Raw genomic sequence first — 22,353 nt, 5'->3', positions numbered from 1 at the left:
GTTCAGTTATCGCCGGCGGCGGGTACTGCGCGGCCATCTGCCGGGCTCATCCCGGCGGCGACCTTGACAGCATCGAGGCTGGGCCCGACGTCGTGCACGCGGACAGCCCAGGCGCCGCGGGAGGCGCTGATGGCGGTGACCGCAGCGGTGGCCGCGTCGCGTTCGGCCGGCGGGGCGGACTTGCCGGCGACGGACAGGAGGCTGCCCAGGAAGCGTTTGCGGGAGGCGGCGACAAGGACCTTATGACCCATGGCCTGCAGCACGTCGAGGTTCTGCAGCAGCTCCCAGTTCTGCGCGTCGGTCTTGGAGAAGCCCAGGCCCGGATCAACGATGATCTGCTCCGGGCTGACACCTGCGGCGTAGAGCTTGTCCCGGACGCCCGCCAGTTCCGCGGCGACGTCCGCAGCCACGTTTCCGTAGTCCGTCAGCGTGTCCATTGTGCCCGCTGTGCCCCGGCGGTGTGTGAGGACGTAGGGAGCCTTGCTGCGTGCCACGAGTTCGGCCATTTCGGGTTCAATGCTCAGGCCGGAGACGTCGTTGATGATGACGGCGCCTGCCTGCAGCGCCGCGGCCGCGGTGGCGGCGTGGGTGGTATCGATGCTGACCAGCGCCCCGGCCTTCGCCAGGGCGGCGATGACTGGAAGCACCCGCCGCTGCTCCTCGTCGGGCTCCACTTCGGTGGCTCCCGGGCGGCTGGACTCGCCGCCGACATCGATGATGTCCGCGCCGGCGTAGAACATCCGCAGCCCGGCGGCGATGGCGGTGTCGGCGGTGGCGTGCTGGCCGCCGTCGCTGAAGGAGTCCGGGGTGACATTCAGGATGGCCATCAGCAGTGTCCGGTCAGTGGGCAGGGCTTCGAATGTTGCCGCGCGGCGTGCCTTGCGCACTACTGGCAGGGGCGACGTCGCCGGTCCGGTTCCGGGGGCTGCAGCTAGGGAGTCCATTGTCTGTGGTGTTACCTTCCGATAATGAGGCTCATGGCTTCGGCGCGGGTGGCCGGGTCATGGAGTTGCCCGCGTACCGCACTGGTGACGGTCCTGGCACCGGGCTTGCGGATGCCGCGCATGGACATGCAGAGGTGTTCGCATTCGACGACGACGATTGCGCCGCGCGGCTTGAGGTGGGTGACGAGGGCCTCGACGATCTGGGTGGTGAGGCGTTCCTGGACCTGGGGGCGGCGGGCGAACATGTCCACCAGCCGCGCCAATTTGCTCAGCCCGGTCACCTTCCCGTCGTGGGAGGGGATGTAGCCCACATGGGCCACCCCGTGGAACGGCACCAGATGGTGCTCGCAGGTGGAGTAGAACGGGATGTCCTTGACCAGGACCAGTTCCTCGTGGTCCAAGTCGAAGGTTGTGGCGAGAATCTCTGCCGGGTCATGGTGAAGTCCGGCGAAAATCTCGGTATACGCCTTGGCGACCCGTTTCGGCGTGTCAATGAGGCCGCTGCGGTCCGGGTCCTCGCCGATGGCCAGCAGGATTTCGCGGACGGCCGCCTCAATCCGGGCTTGGTCCACAACGGCGGGGACAGCGGCTGAGGCTCCCGCCACCAAAGAGCCGGTGGCGGGAGCGTCGTCGTCATTGAAGAAAGAAGTCACTGAAGAAGCCTAGCCGGGATGGCCGTCAGGCCCGAGATCCGTTACACCGCCCTGGAACGGCTCCTGTCCGGGGACGCCTTGGGCGTGCGGCGGGAAGGTGTCCAGCGGTTCCTCGAGCCGGGCTTCCTTGGCCTCTTCCTGCGCTTCGCGTTCTGCCTTCTCCCGGCGGGACTCCACCGGGCCGACGTCCTGGATCGGGCGGGTTTCCTTGGAGAGCCAGATCTCACGGAAATCACGCTTGCGGATGTTGGTGAAGACCTGTGCGATTTCCGCCTGGTTCAACGTTTCGCGTTCCAGCAGTTCAAGGGCCAACTGGTCCAGGACGTCGCGGTTCTCGATCAGGATGGCGTAAGCCTCGTCGTGCGCGCCCTCGATCAGGCGGCGGACTTCCTCGTCGACGATGTAGGCGATCTGGTCCGAGTAGTTGCGCTCGTGTCCGGCGTCGCGGCCCAGGAACGGTTCGCCGCCGCCCTGGCCCAGGCGCACTGCTCCGACCCGTTCGCTCATGCCGAACTCGGTGACCATTTTGCGGGCGATGCCGGTGGCCTTTTCGATGTCATTGGACGCCCCGGTGGACGGGTCGTGGAAGACGAGTTCCTCCGCGACGCGGCCGCCCATGGCATAAGCCATCTGGTCGAGCAGTTCGTTGCGGGTCACGGAGTACTTGTCATTCTCCGGAACCACCATGGTGTAGCCCAGGGCACGGCCGCGGGGCAAAATGGTGATCTTGGTGACCGGAGCGGAATTCCGCAGCGCCGCCGCCACCAGGGCGTGGCCACCTTCGTGGTAGGCCGTGACCTTGCGTTCGTGTTCCTTCATCACGCGGCTGCGCTTCTGCGGACCGGCCATTACACGGTCAATGGCTTCGTCCAGGGCGCGGTCGTCAATGAGGTTGGCATTCGAGCGGGCCGTCAGCAGGGCGGCCTCGTTAAGGACGTTGGCCAGGTCAGCGCCGGTGTAGCCGGGGGTCTTTTTGGCCACGGCCCTCAGGTCGACGCCGGGAGCCATCGGCTTGCCCTTGGCATGGACCTGCAGGATCTGGTCACGGCCGATCAGGTCCGGGGCCTCGACGGAGATCTGGCGGTCAAAGCGTCCCGGCCGCAGCAGTGCCGGGTCCAGGACGTCGGGCCGGTTGGTGGCGGCGATCAGGATGACATTGGTCTTAACGTCAAAGCCGTCCATCTCGACCAGCAGCTGGTTGAGGGTTTGCTCGCGTTCGTCGTTGCCGCCGCCGATGCCGGCACCGCGGTGGCGTCCGACGGCGTCGATCTCGTCCACGAAAATGATGGCCGGCGCATTTGCCTTGGCCTGCTCGAACAGGTCACGGACGCGGGAAGCGCCGACGCCGACGAACATCTCAACAAAATCGGAACCGGAGATCGAGAAGAACGGCACCCCGGCCTCGCCGGCAACGGCGCGGGCCAACAGCGTCTTGCCGGTTCCGGGCGGACCGTAGAGCAGCACGCCTTTGGGGATCTTGGCGCCCACGGCCTGGAACTTCGCCGGCTCCTGGAGGAACTCCTTGATTTCTTCGAGTTCCTCGACGGCCTCGTCAGCTCCGGCGACGTCGCCGAAGGTGACCTGCGGCATGTCCTTGTTCACCAGCTTGGCCTTGGACTTGCCAAACTGCATCACCTTGGAACCGCCGCCCTGCATGCGGGAGAGCAGGAACCAGAACAGGACGCCGAGCAGGATAACCGGGATCAGGAGGGAGAACAGTCCGGCGAACCAGTTGTTCTCGACCGGCTGGTCGGTGTAGCCGCTGGGCGGGCGGGAGTCCGTTACGGCTTTAACGACGTCGGCGGCGCGGGCATTGACGTAGTAGAACTGGATGTTCTTGCCCTTGTCCTGCCCGTCAACCTGCAGGTTGTCCTTCAGGATCAGGTCCACGCGGTTTTCCGCGTCGAAGATCTTCGCCTGTTCAACCTTGCCACCGTCGGTCAGCAGCGCGAGGCCCTTGTCGGTGTCGATCCGGGCCGCGCCGCCCGGTGAAAGGGTGGCAAAGGCCAGCAGGAGCATGCCAACTACAACGACAATCCAGATGCCGGGGCCCTTGAAGAAACTCTTAGCTTTCATCTGTGCGGGGCAGGCCCCGTCCCTCCTGGTAGTGCTGCACGGCGACCGATCTGCGCGCGTGTGGTGCTGCGTCAGCTTCTAGCTATACACCGTCGCTGTAGCTCACGCACGGTGAAGTGCAAAAGTTCCCTGAGGGCGTAGCGGGGCCGGGGATGGCCGGGCCCGCGGCGGAGCTTTGCGGTGTCCCCAGCGTCGGTGTGCTACTCGTAGACGTGCGGCGCGAGCGTTCCGACGAAGTCCAGGTTCCGGTACTTCTCGGCGTAGTCCAGGCCGTAACCGACCACGAACTCGTTGGGGATGTCATAGCCGACGTACTTGACGTCGATCTGGACCTTCAAAGCCGTGGGCTTGCGGAATGCGGTGCAGATTTCCACGGAGGCCGTGCCACGGGATTCCAGGTTGGTTTTGAGCCAGGACAGGGTCAGGCCGGAGTCGATGATGTCCTCGACGATCAGGACGTCCTTGCCCATGAGGTCCGTGTCCAGGTCTTTGAGGATGCGGACCACGCCGGAGGACTGCGTGCCGGAGCCGTAGGACGAGACGGCCATCCAGTCCATCGAAACGTGGCTGTGGAGTGCGCGGGCGAGGTCGGCCATGACCATCACTGCGCCCTTGAGCACGCCGACGATCAGCAGATCGCGGCCTTCATAGTCCTTGTCGATCTGGGCAGCCAGTTCGGTGATCCGGGTCTGGATCTGCTCCTTGGAGTACAGAACGTGCTTAAGATCTGCCTGGACGTCGTTTGAATCCACCAATAACTCCTGTGTAGATGCGGGGGCGACTATATCTGGGGCGGTTTTTGAGGCCGGAATACAAGCTTCCCACAGCGGGCCGCCCCGCGGGGAACACTTCCGGGCCCGGACGGCCCTTCGGCGAGCAGTTGAACGAGCGGGAGCCGGTAGACGTTGACCCCGCCGGCAAGCTCCACGGGACCGGCCGATCCCCGCCGCCGGAGGAGGGCTTCTGCGGCGAGCAGCCGCTGGTAGCTGGGCTGCTGGCCTCCGACGGCGGCCGCGGCCTTGGCGATGACCCGGAACCTGATGGCCGGCGCGAGCCCGCGCAGGGCTTCCTCCGGGAGGCTGATGGTTGTTCCGGATTGTTCCCGGAGGCTGAGGAAGGTGTCATTCGCCACGTCCTCTAGGTAGTCGGCGTCCAGCTGCAGGATCGCCGCGGTCCGTGCGAGCGACTCGGCAACGCCCGGACCAAGCTTCTGCTCAAGCAGCGGAAGCACCTCGACCCGGGTCCGTGACCGTGCAAACGCGGGATCCACGTTGCTCGGATCGTGCCATGGCTCAAGCCCCTCAGCCGCGCAGATTGCGAGGGTGTCGGCGCGGCGCAGCCCCAGGAAGGGCCGTAACAGCTTGTCGCGGGCGGGCCGCATCCCCGCCAGGGAGCGCGTCCCGGAACCGCGGGCGAGCCCAAGCAGTACCTGTTCGGCCTGGTCATCGAGGGTATGGCCGAGGAGGATGGCGCCGGCGCCGTCCTCAGCTGCAGCGGCGTTCAAAGCTGCGTGCCTGGCGTCCCGGGCGGCTGCCTCCGGGCCCACCCCGGTGGAAGCGACCTCGACGGCCTTGACGTGTACCGGCGAGAGGCCCAGATCCCGCAGGGTCGCGGCGGCGGCGGCGGCAACACCGGCGGAGCCGGGCTGCAGCTGGTGGTCCACCACCACGGCGCCCACGGAAACGGGATGTCCGTCCACGTGGCCGCGGCGGCCGAAGTGGGCAGCGGCCGCCGCGAGGGCCAGTGAGTCGGGTCCGCCGCTGCAGGCGACCAGGATCCGCTCGGGGTATCCTGCTGCACCCAGGGACTCCTGCAGCATTTTCCGTGCCGTGCCGACGACTGGCGCCAGCCGGCCCGGCCGGCGTCGTTCGCTGGAGGCAGGACTGGGCGTCACGGAACTAATGCCCCATCCGTTCGAGCCAGAGCCTGGAGTTGTGAATTTCTGTCTCGCTGGGCAGGTGTTCCGCGGACCCCCAGACCTTGTTGAACCCCTCCATGCCGGCCACGTCCACTACTTCGCGCACGAACTTCGAACCGTCGCTGTACTGGCGCATCTTCGCGTCCAGCCCGAGCAGGTTGCGGATGAACTTCTCAATCACGCCGCGGTCCTTCGACCGGGTATTAAAGCGCTGCCGGATGGTCTTCACGGAGGGCACAATGCTGGCGTCGACAGCATCCATCACCACGTTGGCGTGCCCTTCCAGCAAGCTCATCAGGGCGGTCAGGCGTGAGATCGCGGCCTTTTCCTCGGGGTTCTGCAGCAGGTCAAGGATGGCCCCCCGGCTGGGCGCGGCGCCGGACGCGGTGCGGTCCTTGAGCGACTTCGCTGCGGCGGAGGCCCGTTCCATCAGGGAGTCGACGTTGCCAAGCAGCTGGCCGCTGAGGCTTTCGATCTCGTCCAGCATGTGATGCCGAAGCCAGGGCGCGGCGGCGAACTGCACCCGGTGGGTTTGTTCGTGCAGGCAGACCCACAGCCGGAAATCCTCGGGTTCGACGTTAATTTCGCGTTCGACGGAGATGATGTTCGGGGCGACGAGGAGCAGCCGCCCGGCGGCGGGCGCGGTGGAGTTCTCGGCCAGGGCCGAGAAGGGGTCATATTGGCCCAGGACCTTGCTGGAGAGGAACGCGAGGATCGCCCCCAGCTGGCCGCCCGTAATGGCCCCGCTGACACTGGCCGCGCCGGGGTTGAGGGTCCCGCGGCGGCCCTCCAGCATCTTTTCCATCGCCGGTTGCAGCATTACGGCGAAACTCTGGGTATTGGCCTTGGCCCAAGAGGCGCGGTCCACCACCAGGACCGAGGAGTCACGGAGGTCGCGGGCGGCATCGAGACCGGTGATGCTATGGACGTGCGGGACCGAAATGTCCGCCATCAGGCGCAGGTTGTCCACGGCGGCTTCGATGTCCGCCGCTGCCAGGATAGGTCCGGCGGGTGTGAGCCGGGCGGCAGTGGAAGCGGCCAGCTCCCAGTTGATGAGGGCTTGGACTTGGGGTGACGTCGCGCCGGCAGAGGACTCCATAGGCTCCATCAGATCACAGCGGACTGACAATGCGCCTTAAATTCGTCGGCCGGCGAACGGCCGCGCGCGTCAGCGGCAGCCGCACCCGGCCAGGACGGACGCGGCGCGGTCCAGCACGGCCTTATTCGCCGCCCCCGGCGTCAGTCCGTTGCCAATGAAGGAAAACACCAGGAGCCTGCCGTCGGCGTCCACCACGTAGCCGCTTAGCGCAAGGACGGTGTTCAGCGTGCCGGTTTTGGCCCGGACCAGGCCCGCGCCGCGCGCCGTGGCCGCATCCATGTACCGGTCCCCCAGCGTTCCGGTGAGCCCGGCGACCGGAAATCCGGCCAGAGCGGACCGCAGCCGGGTGTCCGTGCCCGACGTGATGGCCCGAACCACCCCGGCAAGCTGGCGGGCGGACACCTGGTTGTCCAGGGCCAGGCCGGAGACGTCAGCTGCGCGCAGTGTGCCGGCAGGGATCTCCAGGTCGTCGAGCTGCTCCAGAACGGCCGCGACGGCGCCGTCGTTACTGCCGGGTTTACCGGCCGCGGTTGCCGCCATCCGGCCCATCGTCTCGGCGAGGTAGTTGTCCGAGGTGCGCAGCAGCAGGTCCACCTGCTGGCCGACAGTCGCTGACTGGACCTCGGCCAGGACCCGGGCTTCAGCATCGCCTTCGGCAGTTGCCGCGGGGACCCGTCCAACGCCGGGCGCCACCGAGAGCCCGGCCGCTGCAGCCGCCGTCGAAAGCTGGGCGTAAAAGGCTTCGGCGGCGGTCATCGCGGCGTCCTGCGGGCGGGGCCCGGTGGTGCTGGCCGGGTCGAACCGGGCGGAGTTCAGTGCCAGCGGAAACAGCGGCGCTACCTCACCCGCGGCAACATCCTCCGGGCTCCAGGCCGGGTTCAGAGCGGGGCCGGTGAACAGGGAGTCGTCAAGTTGCACCGTCAAGGGACCGGTGACGTTCCCGGCCTCCAGCGCCCGGACCGTGGACTGTGCCAAGGTAGCGAGTCCGGCGTGGCCCAGCACGGCGTCGGGCACCGATTCCCCGGCGCCGAGCAGCACGTCCCCGCCGCCGGTGAGCACCACAGTTCCGGGGGCACTGCCCGCCACTGCCCTGGTGCTGAAGCGGCGCTCCGGTCCGAGGGTGCGCAGGGCAGCGGCGGCCGTGAGCAGCTTCATGTTGGAGGCGGGAACGCGGACCGCGTCGCCGGAACGGTCGAATAATACGTCCCCGGTGAGGGCATCCTGCACCATACCGGTAAAGTCCCCGGCACCGTCGGTCTTGAGGGTTTCGTTCAGTTGCGCAGCGAGGTCACCCGGTGCCGGGCGAGGGGCGGCGGCAGTGAGCGGTTCGATGCCGCCGCTGCCGGCGGCGGTGCCGCCGCGGGGGGCCAGCGTACCGGGGACCTGCTGCCAGGTCGGGGTATTTTCGCCCGTGGCCGCGGAAGACGCGGGGCCGCGGAACGCCGGTGCCAGCGCGACGCCGGCAGGGAGGGCGAGCGCCGCCACCAATAGGGTCTGGAGCAGCAGCGGAAGGTTCCGCCGAAGCGGCCCGGTCGCCGGCCGCGCGCCCGGCCGGCTCGTTCTGCGTTTCATCCTGCTACTGGTCCTTTAGTCCCGAAATGTCCCCACTAGTTCCTGAAACCAGCGCCTCTCGCTATATCCTCAATAGTAGTCGGCGGCACCGGCAACCTCCTGTGAGTGTGTGCCGCGCACCCCTGAAAACCGCGCACCCCTGAATTCGTCAAGGAGTATTCCATGAAGCATGACGTGACAATCGAGATCCCCAAGGGATCACGCGTCAAGTACGAAGTCGACCATAAGACCGGCCGCGTCCGCCTGGACCGCGTCCTGTTCACCTCCATGCAGTACCCCACGCACTACGGGTTTTTCGAGAACACCCTGGGCGAAGACGGCGACCCGCTGGACGCCCTTGTGCTGCTGCAGGACTTCGACCTGCACCCCGGCGTTATCGTCGAGTCACGCCCCATCGGCGTGTTCAACATGACCGACGACGGCGGCGGCGACGCGAAGGTGCTCTGCGTCCCCACCGATGCCCGCTTCGATCACATCAACGAGATCACCGACGTCAGTGAATTCCTGATCCGGGAAATCGAGCACTTCTTCACCCGCTACAAGGACCTGGAGCCGGGCAAGTGGGTCAAGGCTGAGGGCTGGGGCGACCGTGCTGCCGCCGAAGCCGAGCTTGAGGCGTCGATCAAGCGTTACGTTCCCCACACGCACTAACGTTCCGGAACTCCAACGCGGGGTCGTTGACCGCCCATCCGGCTTCCGGATGTGGCTGTCACCGGCCCCGCGTTTGCCGTTTCAGCGCAGAGCCAAGCGCAGCGCAAACTACGTTGGCCTGTCAGTGGCGGGTCAGGAATGTGTGAAATTGTTGGCTCATGAACGACGATCCTGCCTTTAGCCCACCCAGCGGTCCGGTCACCGGATGGCGGGACGGCGAGGTGCTGCGTGCCAGCGGAATTCCCTATGCCAGCGCCGGACGGTTCCAGCCGCCGGTGCCTGTACCTGACCGGACCGCTGTCCTCGCGGCGACGTCCCTTTCGCCGGCGTGCCCGCAGGCTCCGGTCCCTTTCCTGGATGAGATCCTCGGCACCCGCTACGGGGAGCTTCCCGGCAGCGAGGACTGCCAGCGGCTCTCTATCACCATGCCGGCCGGGCTCACTGCGCACGAGCGTGTGCCGGTGATGGTGTGGCTCCATGGCGGGTCCTACACGTCCGGCTCCGGGGACTTGGCGATCTTCGACCCCAAGTCCCTTGTGGCCGAAAACCGCGTGATCGTGGTGTCCGTGACCTACCGGCTGGGCCTGTTTGGTTACCTGGCAAGCGGCACCGGACGGCCCGCGAACCTGGGCCTCCTGGACCAGCTTGAGGCGTTCCGCTGGGTCCAGCGCAACATCAGCGCCTTCGGCGGCGACCCGGCAAATGTCACGGCCTTCGGACAGTCCGCCGGCGGGGACGCCGTCGCCCATCTGATGGCAACGGCGGAAGCCCCCGCCCTCTTCCGGCGGGCCATTATTCAGAGCGCACCCCTCGGCATTACCCGGGGTCGGGAAAAGATGAGCCACGCGATGGGCATCGCGGCGCAAACCGTCACAAAGGACACACCGGCGATGGAAGTTGTCGAGATCGAGGGGCACGTTTCGCAGGTGGCCCGGAAGTTCGGGCTGAAAGCAGCCATGCCGTTCGGCACCCAGTACGGGCACGCCCCGCTGCCGCGGGAATCCGCGATCGAGGACGCATGGAACAACACTGCTGCCGGGATTGAGGTTTTGATCGGACACACCTCCGAGGAAGCCCGGATGTTCCTGCCGCGCAACCGCACCGTCAGCGCCGTGGCCAAGGTCCCGCTGCTCGGGGCCGCCATCGTGCGGGGCATCAACTGGGCCGTCACCGAGGCCGTGTATGGCAGGTCCGCCAGGAAGTTCGCCAGGCGGCACGCCCGGGCCGGCGGCACGGCCTACAGTTATGTGCTGTCCTGGGCCGCGCCCGGAAACGTCTATGGTGCCGCGCACACAGTAGACCTGCCCCTGCTGTTCGGAGACCAAAAGACCTGGGAAGGGGCGGGGCTGCTCGCAGGTGCCGACTGGGCGGAAATTAACGCCCAGGGCAGGGAGCTCCGCGCCGTGTGGGCCCGTTTTGCCGCCGGGGAGGGCCTCGGGCGCCGCGGCGGGATTCCTGGCGCCCTGCGCTACCGCGCCGTCTGAGCCGCCGGAGAACTGCGGCCGGGGTCCTAAAGCTGATCCGGCCGAAACCAACGGTCAGGATCAGCTGCTTTCCGGGCCTCCGCAGCCGCCGCAGCCGGCACTGGAACCAGTCTCCTTTTGTGCCGGCGCGCCGTCCCGCCGGCACCGCTTTGGCGCTCTTGCCTGACGCATTCCACCGGGTAGTGTGGATCCAGAATGTTCACGCTGACGATCAACCAAACCGACAGCCGGCGCGACGGCGATTGCGTGCCCCAGCTCCTCAAGGACCTGCGGCACATCCCGGCGCGCCTGGACTTCGACCGCTCGGTCGAGGATGAGGTCCAGGGCATTGTGGACTGTCCCCTGCAGGCCGTCGAAGCGGCGATGATCTCCCTGCGGACAGGCAGCTGGTACGTCGGCATCGGTGTCGGCCCGGTCAATGAACCCCTGCCGAACCAGATCAAGGACGCCTCCGGTCACGGCCTCATTTATGCCCGCCGGGCCGTGGACCGGCTGCGCAACGGCAAGGACCGGATCCCGGTGGCCGTCGAAGGCCCGCTTGCAGACCTCGCCGCGGAGTCGGAAGCCGTCCTGCGGCTGCTCGGTCAGATCGTGCACGACCGCAGCCTGGCCGAGTGGCGGGTGCTGGACCTGCTGACCCCCGGGGTTCGCGGACAGCAAAAGGCGGTGGCTGAGGAACTCGGGATTACCACCCAGGCTGTCAGCAAGGCAGTGGCGCGCGCGCAGTGGAATGAGGAACACGCGGCGCGTCCCGCCGCGGCCAGGCTCCTGGGCCTCATCCTCGAAGCGCGCTGACACCCCGCCCGGCCCGGCTAGGGCAGCAGGCTGCGCAGCACGTGGGCGGCACCGTCGTTATACACGGAGTGGGTGACCTCGTTTGCGGCGGCGATGACCTCCTCGGGCGCCTGGCCCATGGCGACGCCGCGCGCGGCCCAGCCGAGCATCTCGATGTCATTGCGGCCGTCGCCGACGGCAACGGTGTGGTGCGGCTCGACGCTCAGCCGTCCGCGGAGCTGCTCGAGCGCACTCGCCTTGGTGACTCCGGCGGCGGCGATGTCCAGCCACGCCGTCCAGCCCACCGAGTAGGTCACCCCGGCGAGGCCGATGTGGCGGATGGCGGTGTTGAACTCTTCGGGCGTGTTTTCGGTGCTGAAGACAACAACGCGCACGGCAGTGGCTTCCAGCAAGGTCTGGAAGTCCACGCCAATGGCCTCAACGCCGAAACTGGCGTCCTGGAAGCGCTCGGTGGAGAGGAAGTTGCCGTCCGCATCCTCCAGCGCATACTTTGCCGAGGGCAGCCGCTTGCGCAGTGCTCTGAGCGCGGGCCCGGGGTCGAAGGTTGCCTTGTGCATGATCTCGTAGCCCTCGGACAGGCCGGAATCCAGACGCAACGTGACGCCGCCGTTGGAGCAGACCGCATAGCCGTTTTCAATGCCGATATGTTCAATGATGGGCAGGGTCGCATTCAGCGACCGCCCCGTCGCGATGGTCACGTGGTGGCCCGCCGCCACAACGTCCCGGGCGGCTTCGCGGACGGGAACGGACATATGGCCGTCGTGGTCCACGAGGGTGCCGTCGACGTCGAGCGCAACCATCAGCTTGTGGCCTGCGGTGTTGTTCTGGTTAGTGTCTCGCCGGTCATCGTTGCCGGCGACTGAAGTTTCAGTCATTGTTGTCATCTAACAAGTAGAGCAGACACCCCTGACACCCGCTAGGACGCAGGCCACAACGGGTGGTAAACCCGGGGTGAACAGCTGTTGACCCCGGGTTCCGCCGCACGCGGCGGAACCCGGGCCGGGCGCAGTCGGCTCAGATGACCGGGAAGACCGTCATGCCGCCGAGATACTTCTGCAGTGCCTGCGGGATGTTAACGGAGCCGTCCGGGTTCTGGTGGTGCTCCAGGATGGCCACGATCCAGCGGGTGGTGGCCAGGGTGCCGTTGAGCGTGGCGACCGCACGGGTGCCCTTGGGGGCGCCGTCCCCGTTCAGCACACGTTCGCGGATGTTGAGCCGGCGCGCCTGGTACGTGGTGCAATTGGAAGTCGAGGTCAGCTCGCGATACGCCCCCTGCGTCGGAACCCAGGCCTCGCAGTCGAACTTGCGCGCCGCGGAGTTGCCGAGGTCACCGGCTGCGGTGTCAATCACCCGGTAGGGCAGCTCGCACTTGGCCAGCATCTCCTCTTCCCAAGCTAGGAGCCGGGCGTGCTCGGCCGCAGCTTCCTCGACCGTGGTGTAGACGAACATCTCCACCTTGTTGAACTGGTGGACCCGGATGATGCCGCGGGTGTCTTTGCCGTGCGAGCCAGCCTCACGCCGGTAGCACGAACTCTGCCCGGCGAAGCGGATCGGACCCTTGGAGAGGTCCAGGATTTCATCGGCGTGGTAGCCGGCAAGGGCCACTTCGGAGGTGCCCACGAGGTACAGATCGTCCTCCGCGAGCCGGTAAATCTCGGCGTCGTGCTTAACGTCGAATCCGGTGCCCTGCATGGTCTCCGGGCGCACCAGCGTCGGGGTGATCATCGGCACAAAGCCTGCGTCGATGGCCTGCTCCATGGCCATCTGCAGCAGCGCCATTTCCAGCCGCGCCCCGGCCCCGCGCAGGAAGTAGAAGCGCGAACCGGATACTTTGGCACCGCGCTCCATGTCGATGGCGCCGATCAGCTCACCGATTTCCAGGTGGTCCTTCGGCTCGAAGTCGTTAAATTCGCGGGGGGTGCCGACGGCCTTGAGGACGATGTAGTCGTCTTCCCCGCCCGCTGGGACACCGTCCTCGATGAGGTTGGGAATGCCGCGCAGCAGTTCCTCGTGAGCGGACTGTGCGACGTCGGCCTCAACCGATGCTGCTTTGACCTCACCGGCGAGGACCTTGACCTCGGCCAGCAGGGCCTGCTTCTCCTCGCCCTTGGCCTGCGCCACCCTCTTTCCGAAGACATTCTGCTCGGCCCTGAGGTTCTCGAAGCGGATCAGGGCCGCACGCCGGGTCGAGTCCGCTGCGATGATCGCGTCCACCACGGATTCATCGGCACCGCGGGCGCGCTGGCTGGCCCGGAACGTGTCCGGATTTTCGCTGAGGTCTTTTACGTCGATCACCTGATAAGAGTATCCAATCCGGGCGCCTGCACCGGGCAACCAAATCACCGCCCACCGGCGGGATAGTGTTGGAGCACAATGCGTGACTGGCTGCTCTATCTCGTCATCGCTGGAGTTCTGGCGTTTGCCGCCTCCAGCTGGTGGGGAGTGCGCAAGCTCAAAGCCAGGCACAGCCGCAGCACCGTGTCGGAGGAAACGCACAGCCCAGGCCTGGGCCAGCAGAAGGTCGCAGTGGTGATGAACCCGATCAAGGCCCGATCAGGCGAAGCCCGGACACTGATAGCGAATGCGTGCGCAGCAGCGGGCTGGGCGCCGCCGCAGTTTTACGAAACTACTGCCGCGGACCCGGGCTTCTCGCAGGCGCGGGCCGCTGTCCAGTCCGGCGCCGACGTCGTACTGGTGGGCGGCGGCGACGGCACGGTCCGGGTGGTGGCGGACATTCTGGCCGGCACGGAAACCGCCATGGGCCTGATCCCGCTCGGCACCGGCAACCTGCTGGCCCGCAACATCCACCTGGACGTGGGCGACCTGCGCGCGAGCGTCCAGACTGCCCTGTTCGGTCAGCAACGCTTTATTGATACGGCGCGGATGACGGTGGAGAACGCCCGCACCAACGAATCGGCGGAACACACCTTCCTGGTCATCGCCGGCATCGGAATGGACGCAGAGGTCATCGGCGACACCAATGACGGGCTCAAGAAGGCTGTGGGCTGGCTGGCTTACACCGAAGCGGGGGTCCGGCATCTCCCGGGCCGCCGCAAGAAGGTGACCATCTCACTGGACGACCAGCCGGAGCAGAGCCGGAAGATCCGCAGCGTACTGTTCGCGAACTGCGGGTTGATCCCCGGCGGGATTGATTTCATCCCGCAGGCGATGATTGATGACGGGATGCTCGACGTGGTGGTGATGAGCCCGCGCAGTGCGATCGGCTGGCTGGCGATGTACTGGAAGATTGTGCTCAAACACAAGAGAAACCTGCCGGTGATGGCGTTTTACCGCTCCGGAAAGATCATCATCCGCTGTCCGGAACCAATGCCCACACAGGTCGACGGCGATCCGTCCGGAGAGGCCACGAAGGTCACCGTACAGGTTGCCCCGGGCTCGCTGCTCGTCCGCGTCAAGAACGGCACCGAGCAAGGCTAGGCGCTGGTTTCCGTCGCCGCCGCTGCGGACTTTTTCGCCTCCGCGGCAGCCTTGGCCGCGCGCGCCTCGGACTGCTCCCGGATCATTGCCTGCTCCTCTTCGAAGCGCAGCCGGTCTGCACGGTCGGCGTCGTCGCCGTCCCAGTCCTGATTGTCAGCGGTCGGCTTCGGGTTCACGATCATTCCCTGGCCGTCATTTTCAAGGCTGGTATCTGCCATAACCTGCTCCCTCGTAGCGGACTTCCCCAATATGGATCAGGCAAGCATACGCACAGTTGCAGAGGGGCGGAAGTGCGGCATGCGGCATTTGTCTACGCTGTGGGCGAAGCGCCCGACGTATATACCGGCACCACTGATGCTCCCGAGAGTATGTCTTTTACCCAGGCATGGGCGGCACGGAAGGCCTGGTCCGAGGTGTGTGGCTCCACTGTGGTGCGCTGGCCGTCCGCGCGTCCGTAAGACCCGAGGAAACGGGTTGCCGGGCTGATCCGGTGCAGGCCGGCGAGGGCATCTGCAACCCGGGCATCCGCCACGTGTCCGTCGGCGTCAATGCTGAAGAAGTAGTGGCCAAGGTATTGGCCGGTAGGCCGTGATTCGATCCGGCTCAGGTTCACGCCGCGGGTCGCGAACTGGTCAAGGATTTCCATCAATGCACCGGGGCGGTCTTCGGGCAGCGGAACCACGACCGTGGTCTTGTCCGCGCCGGTGGGTTCGGTCAGCCGGCCGGGCCGGCCGACCAGCACAAAGCGTGTCACCGCACCCGGGTTGTCCCCGATATTCTCCGCCAGGACGTGGAGTCCTGGCTGCTTCGCGGCCACAATCGGGGCGCAGATGGCGGCGTCGTAGTGGATATCGCCTTCGAGCAAGCCCATCGCCGCTGCAGCGGTGGAGGAACCCGGGATATATTCAGCATTAGGAATATATTTTTCTGCCCACAGCCGGCACTGCGCCCAGGCGTGGCCGTGGGTGGAGATCCGGCGGATATCTTCAATCCGGGTGCCGGGCCGGGCCACCAGCACAAAGCTGATCGATACCAGGGCTTCGCGCAGGATCCGGAGTTCCTGTCCGGTGGCGATTGCGTCCAGGGTTGCCGTGACGCCGCCTTCCACGGAGTTCTCGATCGGCACCATGGCGGCGTCGGCAGAGCCGTCGCGGACCTTATCCAGCGCCGAGTTGACGTTCGAGGACGGAATACGGATTGCTTCCGCAGCATCGGGAACCTGCATCAGGGCAGCCTCGGTGAAGGTGCCCGCGGGTCCGAGGAAGGTATACGTCACAGGTGATGCGGGCATCGGCGCTTCTTTCTTCAGCTACAGGATGACGGGCTTGAGTCCGTTGTCGGACACCAGCGGCATTCCGGTTTCCAGCCACTGGTCCATGCCGCCGGCCACATTCAGGGCGGAATACCCCTGTCCGGATAGCCACTGGGCGGCGCGCAAGGAACGGCCACCGGTGCGGCAGATAACAAAAACGTCCTCGTCCGGGTCGAGGTCCTCAAGCCGCGCCGGGAGCTGGTCCAACGGGATGTGGAGGGCGCCGGCCGCGTGGCCCGCCACCCACTCGTAGTCTTCGCGGACGTCGAGGATCCGGGCCCCTTCCGGGATGTCGGACACGGTCACTGTGTCAAAGTCGCTCATGGTCGTCCTTCCGCAGAATGAATGGTCAACCTTCAGCGTATCGCCACCGGCCAGCGCCGCACCCCTACCCGGCGGCAGGTTACGCTTCTGGGATGGCGCACCGGAGACCCACTGGCACAGGGGACATGTCCAGTTCCCACCCGCGCGCATGTCCTCCCCCGGATGCGGGGCCTGGGCATACGCCCAACGTGTCCGCCCGTGGGCCCGGGGAGTGGGCAGGTGCACCGAAGCCGAGGGCCAGGGCGGCCGGGCGAGCGCTGGAGCCGCGTTCCCTTGGCTGAAATCCATGAATTGACCGCCGTCGAGCTGCGCGATGCCCTTCGCGGGGGCGAACTGTCGGCGCGGCAGGCCGCCGGCCACTTCCTGGACCGCATTTCGGCGATAAACCCGCACCTTGGCGCGTTTATCACCGTCACGGCCGAGCAGGGGATGGTCGACGCGGCGGCGGCCGATGACCGCTACGCCCGATCCGCCCGGGACGGTGCCGGGCTGCCGCTGCTGCACGGGGTGCCGGTGGCGTTTAAGGACCTGACAGACGTCGCCGGAGTTATCACCACCCACGGCAGCGCAGCGCTGGAGCATAAACCCGCCCTGCTCGACGGCGCCCTGGCTGCCAAGCTCAAAGGCACGGGCGTGGTCTCGCTGGGGAAAACGCAGGTGCCGGAGTTCGGGCTGACGGCCTACAGCGAGAACCGGATCGCGCCGCCCTCCCGCAACCCGCATGCGTTCAGCCGCAGCTCGGGCGGATCCTCCGGTGGAAGTGCAGCTGCGGTGGCCGCCGGCCTGGTGCCGTTCGCGCCGGGATCCGACGGCGGCGGCTCGGTCCGCATTCCGGCTGCCGCCTGCGGACTCGTGGGACTCAAACCGGGGCGGGGGCTGGTTCCCGCGGGGGAAAGCACGGGGGATGCCGCGGGGCTCGTCGTCTCCGGTCCGCTGGCCCGCTCGGCCGCCGACGCTGCCCTGCTGCTGGACGCGCTCAAGCCCGCCGGTCCGCAGCGGGTCCGCCGGGAGGGCGCACCGGGCTACCTGGAAGACTCAGCGCGAAAACCACGGACACTGCGCGTTGGCGTCAGCCTGGACAGCCCGTGGCAGACGATTTTCCCCTTCACCCCGGACCCCGAGGCCCTCGACGCACTTGCTGAAGGCGTCCGGTTGCTCGAAGCAGCGGGCCACGAGACCTCCGATGCCTCCATCCGCTACGACAACCGCTACCCGGATGCGTTCACCACGGCCTGGACCGCCGCCGTCGGCAGCGCCCGGATCCTGCCCCAGCGCGAGGCGCTCCTGACGCCCCTCACCCGGACCTTCCGGCGCCGGGCCCAGCAGCGGAGTCCCGCGAAACTCGCCGAATCCCTCGCGTTCCTGCGCCGGTTCCAGCGGGACACGATCGCCCAATACACCGGCTGGGACCTTATCCTGACGCCGGCGTTGGCCCAGACCCCCCGTCCGGTTGGCTGGTTCACCGGAACTGCCCACGGCAACGGCTACTGGCCAGCGGCCGAATGGGCCGGAGACGCTGACGGCGACTACCGCAAGCAGTGCGAGTATGCACCGTGGTCCTCGATGGTAAACGTATGCGGGCTGCCCGCGATCACCCTTCCGGTGCACTGGACCGGCGGCGCGGCCGGCTCGGGGCTGCCGATGGGAATCCAGCTGATCGGGCCGATGGGCTCCGAGGCCCTGCTGCTGCAACTTGCCACACAGCTGGGCTTCTAGCCTCCCGCCGGGATGAGCCGGGATGATTTCCGCGGACGCGGCCGATACGGTGGAGCTGGTCAACGCCAGGACATGTCCACTCTCTGAAGGCTCCCAACTGAAAGGGAACAATGAAGATCACCGGTGCTGTACTCGAGGAAATCGGGCGCCCCCGCCCTTTCGCTGACTCCAAGCCCATCACCATCTCCGAGCTGGAGCTGGACGGTCCGGGGCCCACCGAGGTCCTGGTGAAGATCGAAGCCGCCGGCATCTGCCACTCGGATCTGAGCGTTGTGGACGGGAACCGGGTGCGCCCGGTGCCGATGCTGCTGGGGCATGAGGCTGCGGGACGCGTCGTCGAGGTCGGCTCGGAGGTCAAGGACCTGGCGCCCGGCCAGCGTGTTGTGATGTCCTTCCTGCCCCGCTGCGAACGGTGCCCGAATTGCGGGGAAGATGGGCGGCTCCCCTGCACCGCTGGTTCCAGGAGCAACGGCGAAGGTACCCTCCTGCACGGATCGATGCGGTTGGGCCGCGGCGGCGAAAAGATCTACCACCACCTGGGCGTCTCCGGCTTCGCCACCCACGCCGTTGTGGACCGCGCCTCGGCCGTCCCGGTCGATGATGACATCCCGGCGGACGTCGCCGCCGTCCTCGGCTGCGCCGTGCTGACCGGCGGCGGTGCGGTGCTGAACGCGGCCCGGCCCCGGCCGCAGGACAGTGTGATGATCGTGGGGCTCGGAGGCGTTGGTATGGCCGCGCTGATCACCGCGGTTTCGCAGGGGGTCTCGCGGATCGTCGCCGTGGACACGCTCGAGGAAAAGCTCGAACACGCCCGCCGTCTGGGCGCCCACGAGACCTACACCCCGCAGCAGGTCCTGGCGGAGGGCATCAAGGCCCGGTACGTGATCGAATGCGCCGGTAACCCGCGCGCCTTCGAGACCGCCTTCGCCGCCACCGCTGTGGGCGGCACCACCATCACCGCGGGCCTGCCGCACCCGGACGCGCGCGCCCAGATCTCGCCCCTGACCATCACGGCGGAGGCCCGGACCATCGTCGGCAGCTACCTTGGCTCAGCAGTGCCGTCCCGGGATATTCCGAAGTACGCCCAGCTCTGGCGGGAAGGAAAACTGCCGGTCGAGGGGCTGATTTCGTCCCGCATCGCACTGGCGGACATCAACCAGGCCATGGACCAGCTGGCCGACGGAAAAGCGGTCCGCCAAGTCATCATGTTCGACGCCGGGTAGCCTGCCCCCACCCGCCGTTCCCACCGGGTGAGGCTACCGGGTCCCAAACGCCGCATCGGAAACGTCATCCAGTGACAGCGCACCCCGAAATGACTTGCCCCGGGGCGCCGCGAATGTGACAATCCCGCGACACACTGTCAGCATTAAGTAAATGAGCACAACTCATTTAACTGATCCCCCCGCTACAACGCCGGGCGATACCTCCTTTTTTGGCCACCCAAAGATGCTGGCCAGCCTCTTCTCCGTAGAAATGTGGGAGCGCTTCTCCTTCTACGGAATGCAAGGCATCCTCCTCTACTACATGTACTTCACGGCTGCCCAGGGCGGCCTGGAGATTGAACAGGGCCTCGCCGCCAGCCTCGTCGGCGCCTACGGCGGCGGGGTGTACCTCTCCACCATCCTCGGCGCCTGGCTCGCGGACCGGCTCTTCGGTTCGGAGCGGGTACTGTTCGGCTCCGCCGTGATGATTATGGCCGGGCACATCGCCCTGGCCCTGGTCCCCGGCATTCCCGGCCTCATCGCCGGCCTCGTGCTGGTGGGTGTCGGTTCCGGCGGCCTGAAGGCCAATGCCACCGCGCTGGTTGGCAGTCTCTACCGGGAGAAGGACGAACGCCGCGACGCCGGCTTCTCTATCTTCTACATGGGCATCAACGCCGGCGCCCTGATCGGCCCGCTGGTCACAGGCTGGCTGCAGGAAAGCCAGGGATTCCATTGGGGCTTCGGCGCCGCCGCCGTCGGGATGGCATTGGGCCTCGGCGTCTACGCCCTGGGCCGCAAGAAGCTGCCCGAGGAATCCCAGCGTGTGGCCAACCCGCTGCCCGCTGCGGAGCGCACCAAGTACGGCATAGTCTTCGCCGGCATTGCCGCCGTCATAGCTGCGCTGCTCGCCACCGGCGCTGTGAACGCGCAAAACCTTGCCATGTCCATGGCCTACGCCGCAATCGGCGCCTCGGTGCTGTACTTCATCCTGATCTTCAGCAGCAAAAAGGTGGACGGCACCGAACGCCGGCGCGTGGCGGCATTCATCCCGCTGTACATCGCCTCGGCCGCGTTCTGGGCCCTCTTCCAGCAGCAGTTCACCTTCATCGCCGTGTACTCGGAGGAGAAGCTGGACCGCAACCTGTTCGGCTGGGAAATGCCGGCCGCCTGGGTGCAGTCCATCAACCCGGTGTTTATCATCATCTTCGCCGGTATTATGGCCGCGCTCTGGACTCGGCTGGGCCGCAGGCAGCCCGGCTCGGCACTGAAGTTCTCGATCGGCCTCTTTGTGATGGGGCTGGCCTTCCTGGCCTTTATTCCGTTGGCTGGGGAAGGCAAAACTCCGCTCCTGGCACTTGTGGGAATCCTGTTCCTCTTTACCCTCGCGGAACTGTTCCTTTCGCCCATCGGCCTGTCGGTAACCACAAAACTGGCGCCCAAGGCCTTCCACACGCAGATGGTGGCCCTGTTCTTCCTCTCGGTGTCCCTGGGCACCACCCTGGCGGGCATTTTGGCCGGCTTGTACAACCCGGAGGATGAACTTCCGTACTTCATCGGCATCGGCGGGACCGCCATGCTGCTGGCCGTTGGCATGGCAGCTGCCTCGCCGGCGATCAAGAAGCTAATGGGCGGCGTACGCTGAGCCGATGAGCTCCAGGCATCGCCCGTCAATTGAGTCCCGCGTCTACATCCCCGCCCCCGGCGAGGCGTCCGACGTCGAACTGATGCCGGCGGGCGATGTCACCGACGGCGTGGTGCGGGCGGGCGGAACCATCCGCCGCCCGCACCAGCCGCAGTCACTGGCCGTCGCGGCATACCTCGATTGGCTCGAAGACGCGGAATTCGACGCCTCGCCGCGGTTCCTGGGCCGGGATGCGGCCGGCAGGGACGTCCTGACCTTTGTGCCCGGGCAGTGCGCGGGGTCCGTTCCGGAGTTGTGGGTGCAGTCCGAGGAACTGCTGGTGTCCGTGGCCCGGATGCTGCGCCGACTGCATACGGCCTCGTCCGGCTACATCCCGAGGGAACACCCGTTCCCGCCCAAAGCCGTCCGGCCGGACAGTCCGGACAGCGCCGGGCGCACATTGGTGTGCCACTTGGATGTGACGCCGCAAAATGTTGTGGTCCGCGGCGGGGTGGCGGTGGGCCTGGTGGACTTCGACCTTGCCGGGCCCTCAACGGCCTTTAAGGATTCCTTTAATACGGCGATGCACTGGACACCGCTCCACGACCCGGCCGACCTCTGGCCAGGTTGGGAGAGCACAGACCCGTTCCGTCGACTCCGGCTCTTCGCGGACGCCTACGGCTGGGATGACGGCGAACGACGGCGGTTGCCGGCCGTCGGCATCGAGGCCATGGCACTGAGCCGTGAACGGATGCGGCACAACGCCGCGGCACTCGGCGGCGGCTGGGCCCGGATGTGGAACGACGGCGTGGGTGAGCTGATCGGCCGCCGCGCGGCGTGGCTCGAAGCCAACGCCGACGCGCTGGTGGCGGCGCTGACGGCCTAGTTGGCCGCTGGCCCGGACTTCAGACCGCAACGCCGGTGTAGCGGACACTACCGGCCACGATCGAGATGATCACGATCACCAGGACTGTCAGGGCGATGCCCACATAGCCCAGGACAAGCCCGGCGATGGCCATGCCTTTTCCGCCGGGCTCGCGCCTCAGCGCCAGATGCCCCAGGATGACGGCCGCAATCTGGGGCAGGATAAAAAATCCCAACCCCACAAGGGCGGCGATGCCGCAGCATAAGCTGGCAATGCTCAGGCCCTTGGGTTCGGCGGGGAGCCCGTAATATGCCGGCTGGCCGTAGGCGTTAAACGTGCCGCGGGCCTGCCCATACGGGCCGGCCTGCCCATACGGGGCGGGCGGACCGTACGGGCCGGCCTGCCCATACGGGGCGGGCGGACCGTACGGGGCGGGCGGACCGTAGGGAGGCTGCCCGTAGGGAGGCTGCCCGTCCGGCTGTTGCGGTGCCGCAGTATAGGGCGCGCCGTAGGGTGCGGCGGGCTGGCCGTAGCCCGGGGCGGGCCAGCCGTGCTGCCCCCCTCCCGGTCCCTGCCCTGTGGCCGCCGGACCGTAGCCCTCCGGTGTGTCGCCGTTGCCGTGTTTTGGCTGCTCGGTCATGGATTTCCCCTCTTAAAGCCTCTAGACCCAGAGTACCGCCGGG

The 22,353-nt window shown here is 66.9% G+C and carries 21 protein-coding genes; 8 read left to right on the top strand and 13 right to left on the bottom strand.

The annotated features are described in order from the left end of the window. Positions 1 to 2 precede the first annotated feature (2 nt). The 7 genes from folP to dacB form a co-directional block, all read right to left on the bottom strand. The gene (gene folP / locus ABIB49_RS00545) at positions 3 to 944 is read right to left on the bottom strand and encodes a dihydropteroate synthase (RefSeq protein ID WP_354156556.1); all 942 of its coding nucleotides are present in this window, start codon (positions 942 to 944) and stop codon (positions 3 to 5) included. An 11-nt stretch (positions 945 to 955) separates the two neighbouring features. Then, positions 956 to 1,552 (bottom strand): GTP cyclohydrolase I FolE, encoded by a 597-nt coding sequence (gene folE, locus ABIB49_RS00540; protein ID WP_226773898.1) that lies wholly within the window; start codon positions 1,550 to 1,552, stop codon positions 956 to 958. 54 nt (positions 1,553 to 1,606) lie between these two features. Continuing rightward, positions 1,607 to 3,673 carry an ATP-dependent zinc metalloprotease FtsH gene (gene ftsH, locus ABIB49_RS00535; RefSeq protein WP_226773833.1) on the bottom strand — a complete coding sequence of 689 codons (2,067 nt, stop codon included), beginning with the start codon at positions 3,671 to 3,673 and terminating at the stop codon, positions 1,607 to 1,609. Positions 3,674 to 3,873: 200 nt separating this feature from the next. After that, positions 3,874 to 4,425 (bottom strand): hypoxanthine phosphoribosyltransferase, encoded by a 552-nt coding sequence (hpt, locus tag ABIB49_RS00530; protein ID WP_226773832.1) that lies wholly within the window; start codon positions 4,423 to 4,425, stop codon positions 3,874 to 3,876. 29 nt (positions 4,426 to 4,454) lie between these two features. Continuing rightward, positions 4,455 to 5,492 carry a tRNA lysidine(34) synthetase TilS gene (tilS, locus tag ABIB49_RS00525; protein WP_226773897.1) on the bottom strand — a complete coding sequence of 346 codons (1,038 nt, stop codon included), beginning with the start codon at positions 5,490 to 5,492 and terminating at the stop codon, positions 4,455 to 4,457. Between the two features lie 79 nt (positions 5,493 to 5,571). Then, on the bottom strand, positions 5,572 to 6,699 hold the full coding sequence (locus ABIB49_RS00520; protein WP_502913739.1) for a zinc-dependent metalloprotease: 1,128 nt from the start codon (positions 6,697 to 6,699) through the stop codon (positions 5,572 to 5,574). A gap of 60 nt (positions 6,700 to 6,759) precedes the next feature. Next, positions 6,760 to 8,262 carry a D-alanyl-D-alanine carboxypeptidase/D-alanyl-D-alanine endopeptidase gene (gene dacB, locus ABIB49_RS00515; protein WP_226773830.1) on the bottom strand — a complete coding sequence of 501 codons (1,503 nt, stop codon included), beginning with the start codon at positions 8,260 to 8,262 and terminating at the stop codon, positions 6,760 to 6,762. Positions 8,263 to 8,424: 162 nt separating this feature from the next. Between dacB and ABIB49_RS00510 the strand changes: the two genes are divergently transcribed. The 3 genes from ABIB49_RS00510 to ABIB49_RS00500 all read left to right on the top strand — a co-directional run bounded on the left by ABIB49_RS00510 (position 8,425) and on the right by ABIB49_RS00500 (position 11,192). After that, positions 8,425 to 8,913, top strand: coding sequence for an inorganic diphosphatase (locus tag ABIB49_RS00510; RefSeq protein ID WP_226773829.1), 489 nt, complete (start codon positions 8,425 to 8,427; stop codon positions 8,911 to 8,913). Positions 8,914 to 9,071: 158 nt separating this feature from the next. Further along, positions 9,072 to 10,397: a carboxylesterase family protein gene (locus ABIB49_RS00505; RefSeq protein ID WP_226773828.1), complete on the top strand. Its 1,326-nt coding sequence runs from the start codon at positions 9,072 to 9,074 to the stop codon at positions 10,395 to 10,397. A 195-nt stretch (positions 10,398 to 10,592) separates the two neighbouring features. Then, positions 10,593 to 11,192, top strand: coding sequence for a MarR family transcriptional regulator (locus ABIB49_RS00500; RefSeq protein ID WP_226773827.1), 600 nt, complete (start codon positions 10,593 to 10,595; stop codon positions 11,190 to 11,192). Positions 11,193 to 11,209: 17 nt separating this feature from the next. Here the strand turns inward: ABIB49_RS00500 and ABIB49_RS00495 are convergent, their stop codons facing one another. Both ABIB49_RS00495 and serS read right to left on the bottom strand, forming a co-directional pair. Next, positions 11,210 to 12,076, bottom strand: coding sequence for an HAD family hydrolase (locus tag ABIB49_RS00495; protein WP_226773826.1), 867 nt, complete (start codon positions 12,074 to 12,076; stop codon positions 11,210 to 11,212). Positions 12,077 to 12,206: 130 nt separating this feature from the next. Beyond that, complete coding sequence (gene serS, locus ABIB49_RS00490; RefSeq protein WP_226773825.1) at positions 12,207 to 13,487, bottom strand: serine--tRNA ligase; 1,281 nt, start codon at positions 13,485 to 13,487, stop codon at positions 12,207 to 12,209. Between the two features lie 78 nt (positions 13,488 to 13,565). Here serS and ABIB49_RS00485 point away from each other — a divergent pair, with 78 nt between their 5' ends. Continuing rightward, positions 13,566 to 14,630 carry a diacylglycerol/lipid kinase family protein gene (locus ABIB49_RS00485; protein WP_226773824.1) on the top strand — a complete coding sequence of 355 codons (1,065 nt, stop codon included), beginning with the start codon at positions 13,566 to 13,568 and terminating at the stop codon, positions 14,628 to 14,630. On the opposite strand, the gene ABIB49_RS00480 is transcribed toward ABIB49_RS00485, so the two are convergent. The 3 genes from ABIB49_RS00480 to ABIB49_RS00470 form a co-directional block, all read right to left on the bottom strand. Further along, positions 14,627 to 14,848: a hypothetical protein gene (locus ABIB49_RS00480; protein ID WP_226773823.1), complete on the bottom strand. Its 222-nt coding sequence runs from the start codon at positions 14,846 to 14,848 to the stop codon at positions 14,627 to 14,629. The two genes, ABIB49_RS00485 and ABIB49_RS00480, sit on opposite strands and share 4 nt — an antisense overlap. 92 nt (positions 14,849 to 14,940) lie before the next feature. Further along, on the bottom strand, positions 14,941 to 15,921 hold the full coding sequence (gene pheA, locus ABIB49_RS00475) for a prephenate dehydratase (protein ID WP_226773822.1): 981 nt from the start codon (positions 15,919 to 15,921) through the stop codon (positions 14,941 to 14,943). An 18-nt stretch (positions 15,922 to 15,939) separates the two neighbouring features. Next, the gene (locus ABIB49_RS00470) at positions 15,940 to 16,266 is read right to left on the bottom strand and encodes a rhodanese-like domain-containing protein (protein WP_226773821.1); all 327 of its coding nucleotides are present in this window, start codon (positions 16,264 to 16,266) and stop codon (positions 15,940 to 15,942) included. Between the two features lie 273 nt (positions 16,267 to 16,539). Here ABIB49_RS00470 and ABIB49_RS00465 point away from each other — a divergent pair, with 273 nt between their 5' ends. The 4 genes from ABIB49_RS00465 (at position 16,540) to ABIB49_RS00450 (ending at position 21,691) form a co-directional block, all read left to right on the top strand. Beyond that, a complete protein-coding gene (locus ABIB49_RS00465) occupies positions 16,540 to 17,982 on the top strand; it encodes an amidase (protein ID WP_282468054.1) in 1,443 nt (480 codons plus the stop codon). A gap of 110 nt (positions 17,983 to 18,092) precedes the next feature. Further along, positions 18,093 to 19,205 carry an alcohol dehydrogenase catalytic domain-containing protein gene (locus ABIB49_RS00460; protein ID WP_282468053.1) on the top strand — a complete coding sequence of 371 codons (1,113 nt, stop codon included), beginning with the start codon at positions 18,093 to 18,095 and terminating at the stop codon, positions 19,203 to 19,205. Positions 19,206 to 19,356: 151 nt separating this feature from the next. Then, the gene (locus ABIB49_RS00455) at positions 19,357 to 20,826 is read left to right on the top strand and encodes a peptide MFS transporter (protein WP_226773098.1); all 1,470 of its coding nucleotides are present in this window, start codon (positions 19,357 to 19,359) and stop codon (positions 20,824 to 20,826) included. Between the two features lie 4 nt (positions 20,827 to 20,830). Then, positions 20,831 to 21,691 carry an aminoglycoside phosphotransferase family protein gene (locus ABIB49_RS00450; RefSeq protein WP_354156554.1) on the top strand — a complete coding sequence of 287 codons (861 nt, stop codon included), beginning with the start codon at positions 20,831 to 20,833 and terminating at the stop codon, positions 21,689 to 21,691. A 19-nt stretch (positions 21,692 to 21,710) separates the two neighbouring features. On the opposite strand, the gene ABIB49_RS00445 is transcribed toward ABIB49_RS00450, so the two are convergent. After that, the gene (locus ABIB49_RS00445; RefSeq protein WP_354156553.1) at positions 21,711 to 22,310 is read right to left on the bottom strand and encodes a DUF4190 domain-containing protein; all 600 of its coding nucleotides are present in this window, start codon (positions 22,308 to 22,310) and stop codon (positions 21,711 to 21,713) included. Positions 22,311 to 22,353: the final 43 nt, after the last annotated feature.

Source organism: Arthrobacter sp. UYCu512, from assembly GCF_040547075.1.
Classification (GTDB): Bacteria; Actinomycetota; Actinomycetes; order Actinomycetales; family Micrococcaceae; genus Arthrobacter.
Note: the sequence above shows the minus strand (reverse complement) of the source record. Positions and strands in the feature narration are given on the sequence as shown.

Bases quoted from the DNA above. Each gene is read 5' to 3' on its own strand.
- ABIB49_RS00460 (WP_282468053.1), top strand. From the start codon at position 18,093: ATGAAGATCACCGGTGCTGTACTCGAGGAAATCGGGCGCCCCCGCCCT.
- ABIB49_RS00455 (WP_226773098.1), top strand. From the start codon at position 19,357: ATGAGCACAACTCATTTAACTGATCCCCCCGCTACAACGCCGGGCGAT.
- ABIB49_RS00445 (WP_354156553.1), bottom strand. From the start codon at position 22,310: ATGACCGAGCAGCCAAAACACGGCAACGGCGACACACCGGAGGGCTAC.
- tilS (WP_226773897.1), bottom strand. From the start codon at position 5,492: ATGCTGCAGGAGTCCCTGGGTGCAGCAGGATACCCCGAGCGGATCCTG.
- ABIB49_RS00470 (WP_226773821.1), bottom strand. From the start codon at position 16,266: ATGAGCGACTTTGACACAGTGACCGTGTCCGACATCCCGGAAGGGGCC.
- dacB (WP_226773830.1), bottom strand. From the start codon at position 8,262: ATGAAACGCAGAACGAGCCGGCCGGGCGCGCGGCCGGCGACCGGGCCG.
- ABIB49_RS00480 (WP_226773823.1), bottom strand. From the start codon at position 14,848: ATGGCAGATACCAGCCTTGAAAATGACGGCCAGGGAATGATCGTGAAC.
- ABIB49_RS00500 (WP_226773827.1), top strand. From the start codon at position 10,593: ATGTTCACGCTGACGATCAACCAAACCGACAGCCGGCGCGACGGCGAT.
- ftsH (WP_226773833.1), bottom strand. From the start codon at position 3,673: ATGAAAGCTAAGAGTTTCTTCAAGGGCCCCGGCATCTGGATTGTCGTT.
- folP (WP_354156556.1), bottom strand. From the start codon at position 944: ATGGACTCCCTAGCTGCAGCCCCCGGAACCGGACCGGCGACGTCGCCC.
- ABIB49_RS00505 (WP_226773828.1), top strand. From the start codon at position 9,072: ATGAACGACGATCCTGCCTTTAGCCCACCCAGCGGTCCGGTCACCGGA.
- ABIB49_RS00520 (WP_502913739.1), bottom strand. From the start codon at position 6,699: ATGGAGCCTATGGAGTCCTCTGCCGGCGCGACGTCACCCCAAGTCCAA.
- ABIB49_RS00495 (WP_226773826.1), bottom strand. From the start codon at position 12,076: ATGACAACAATGACTGAAACTTCAGTCGCCGGCAACGATGACCGGCGA.
- ABIB49_RS00450 (WP_354156554.1), top strand. From the start codon at position 20,831: ATGAGCTCCAGGCATCGCCCGTCAATTGAGTCCCGCGTCTACATCCCC.
- ABIB49_RS00485 (WP_226773824.1), top strand. From the start codon at position 13,566: ATGCGTGACTGGCTGCTCTATCTCGTCATCGCTGGAGTTCTGGCGTTT.
- pheA (WP_226773822.1), bottom strand. From the start codon at position 15,921: ATGCCCGCATCACCTGTGACGTATACCTTCCTCGGACCCGCGGGCACC.
- ABIB49_RS00510 (WP_226773829.1), top strand. From the start codon at position 8,425: ATGAAGCATGACGTGACAATCGAGATCCCCAAGGGATCACGCGTCAAG.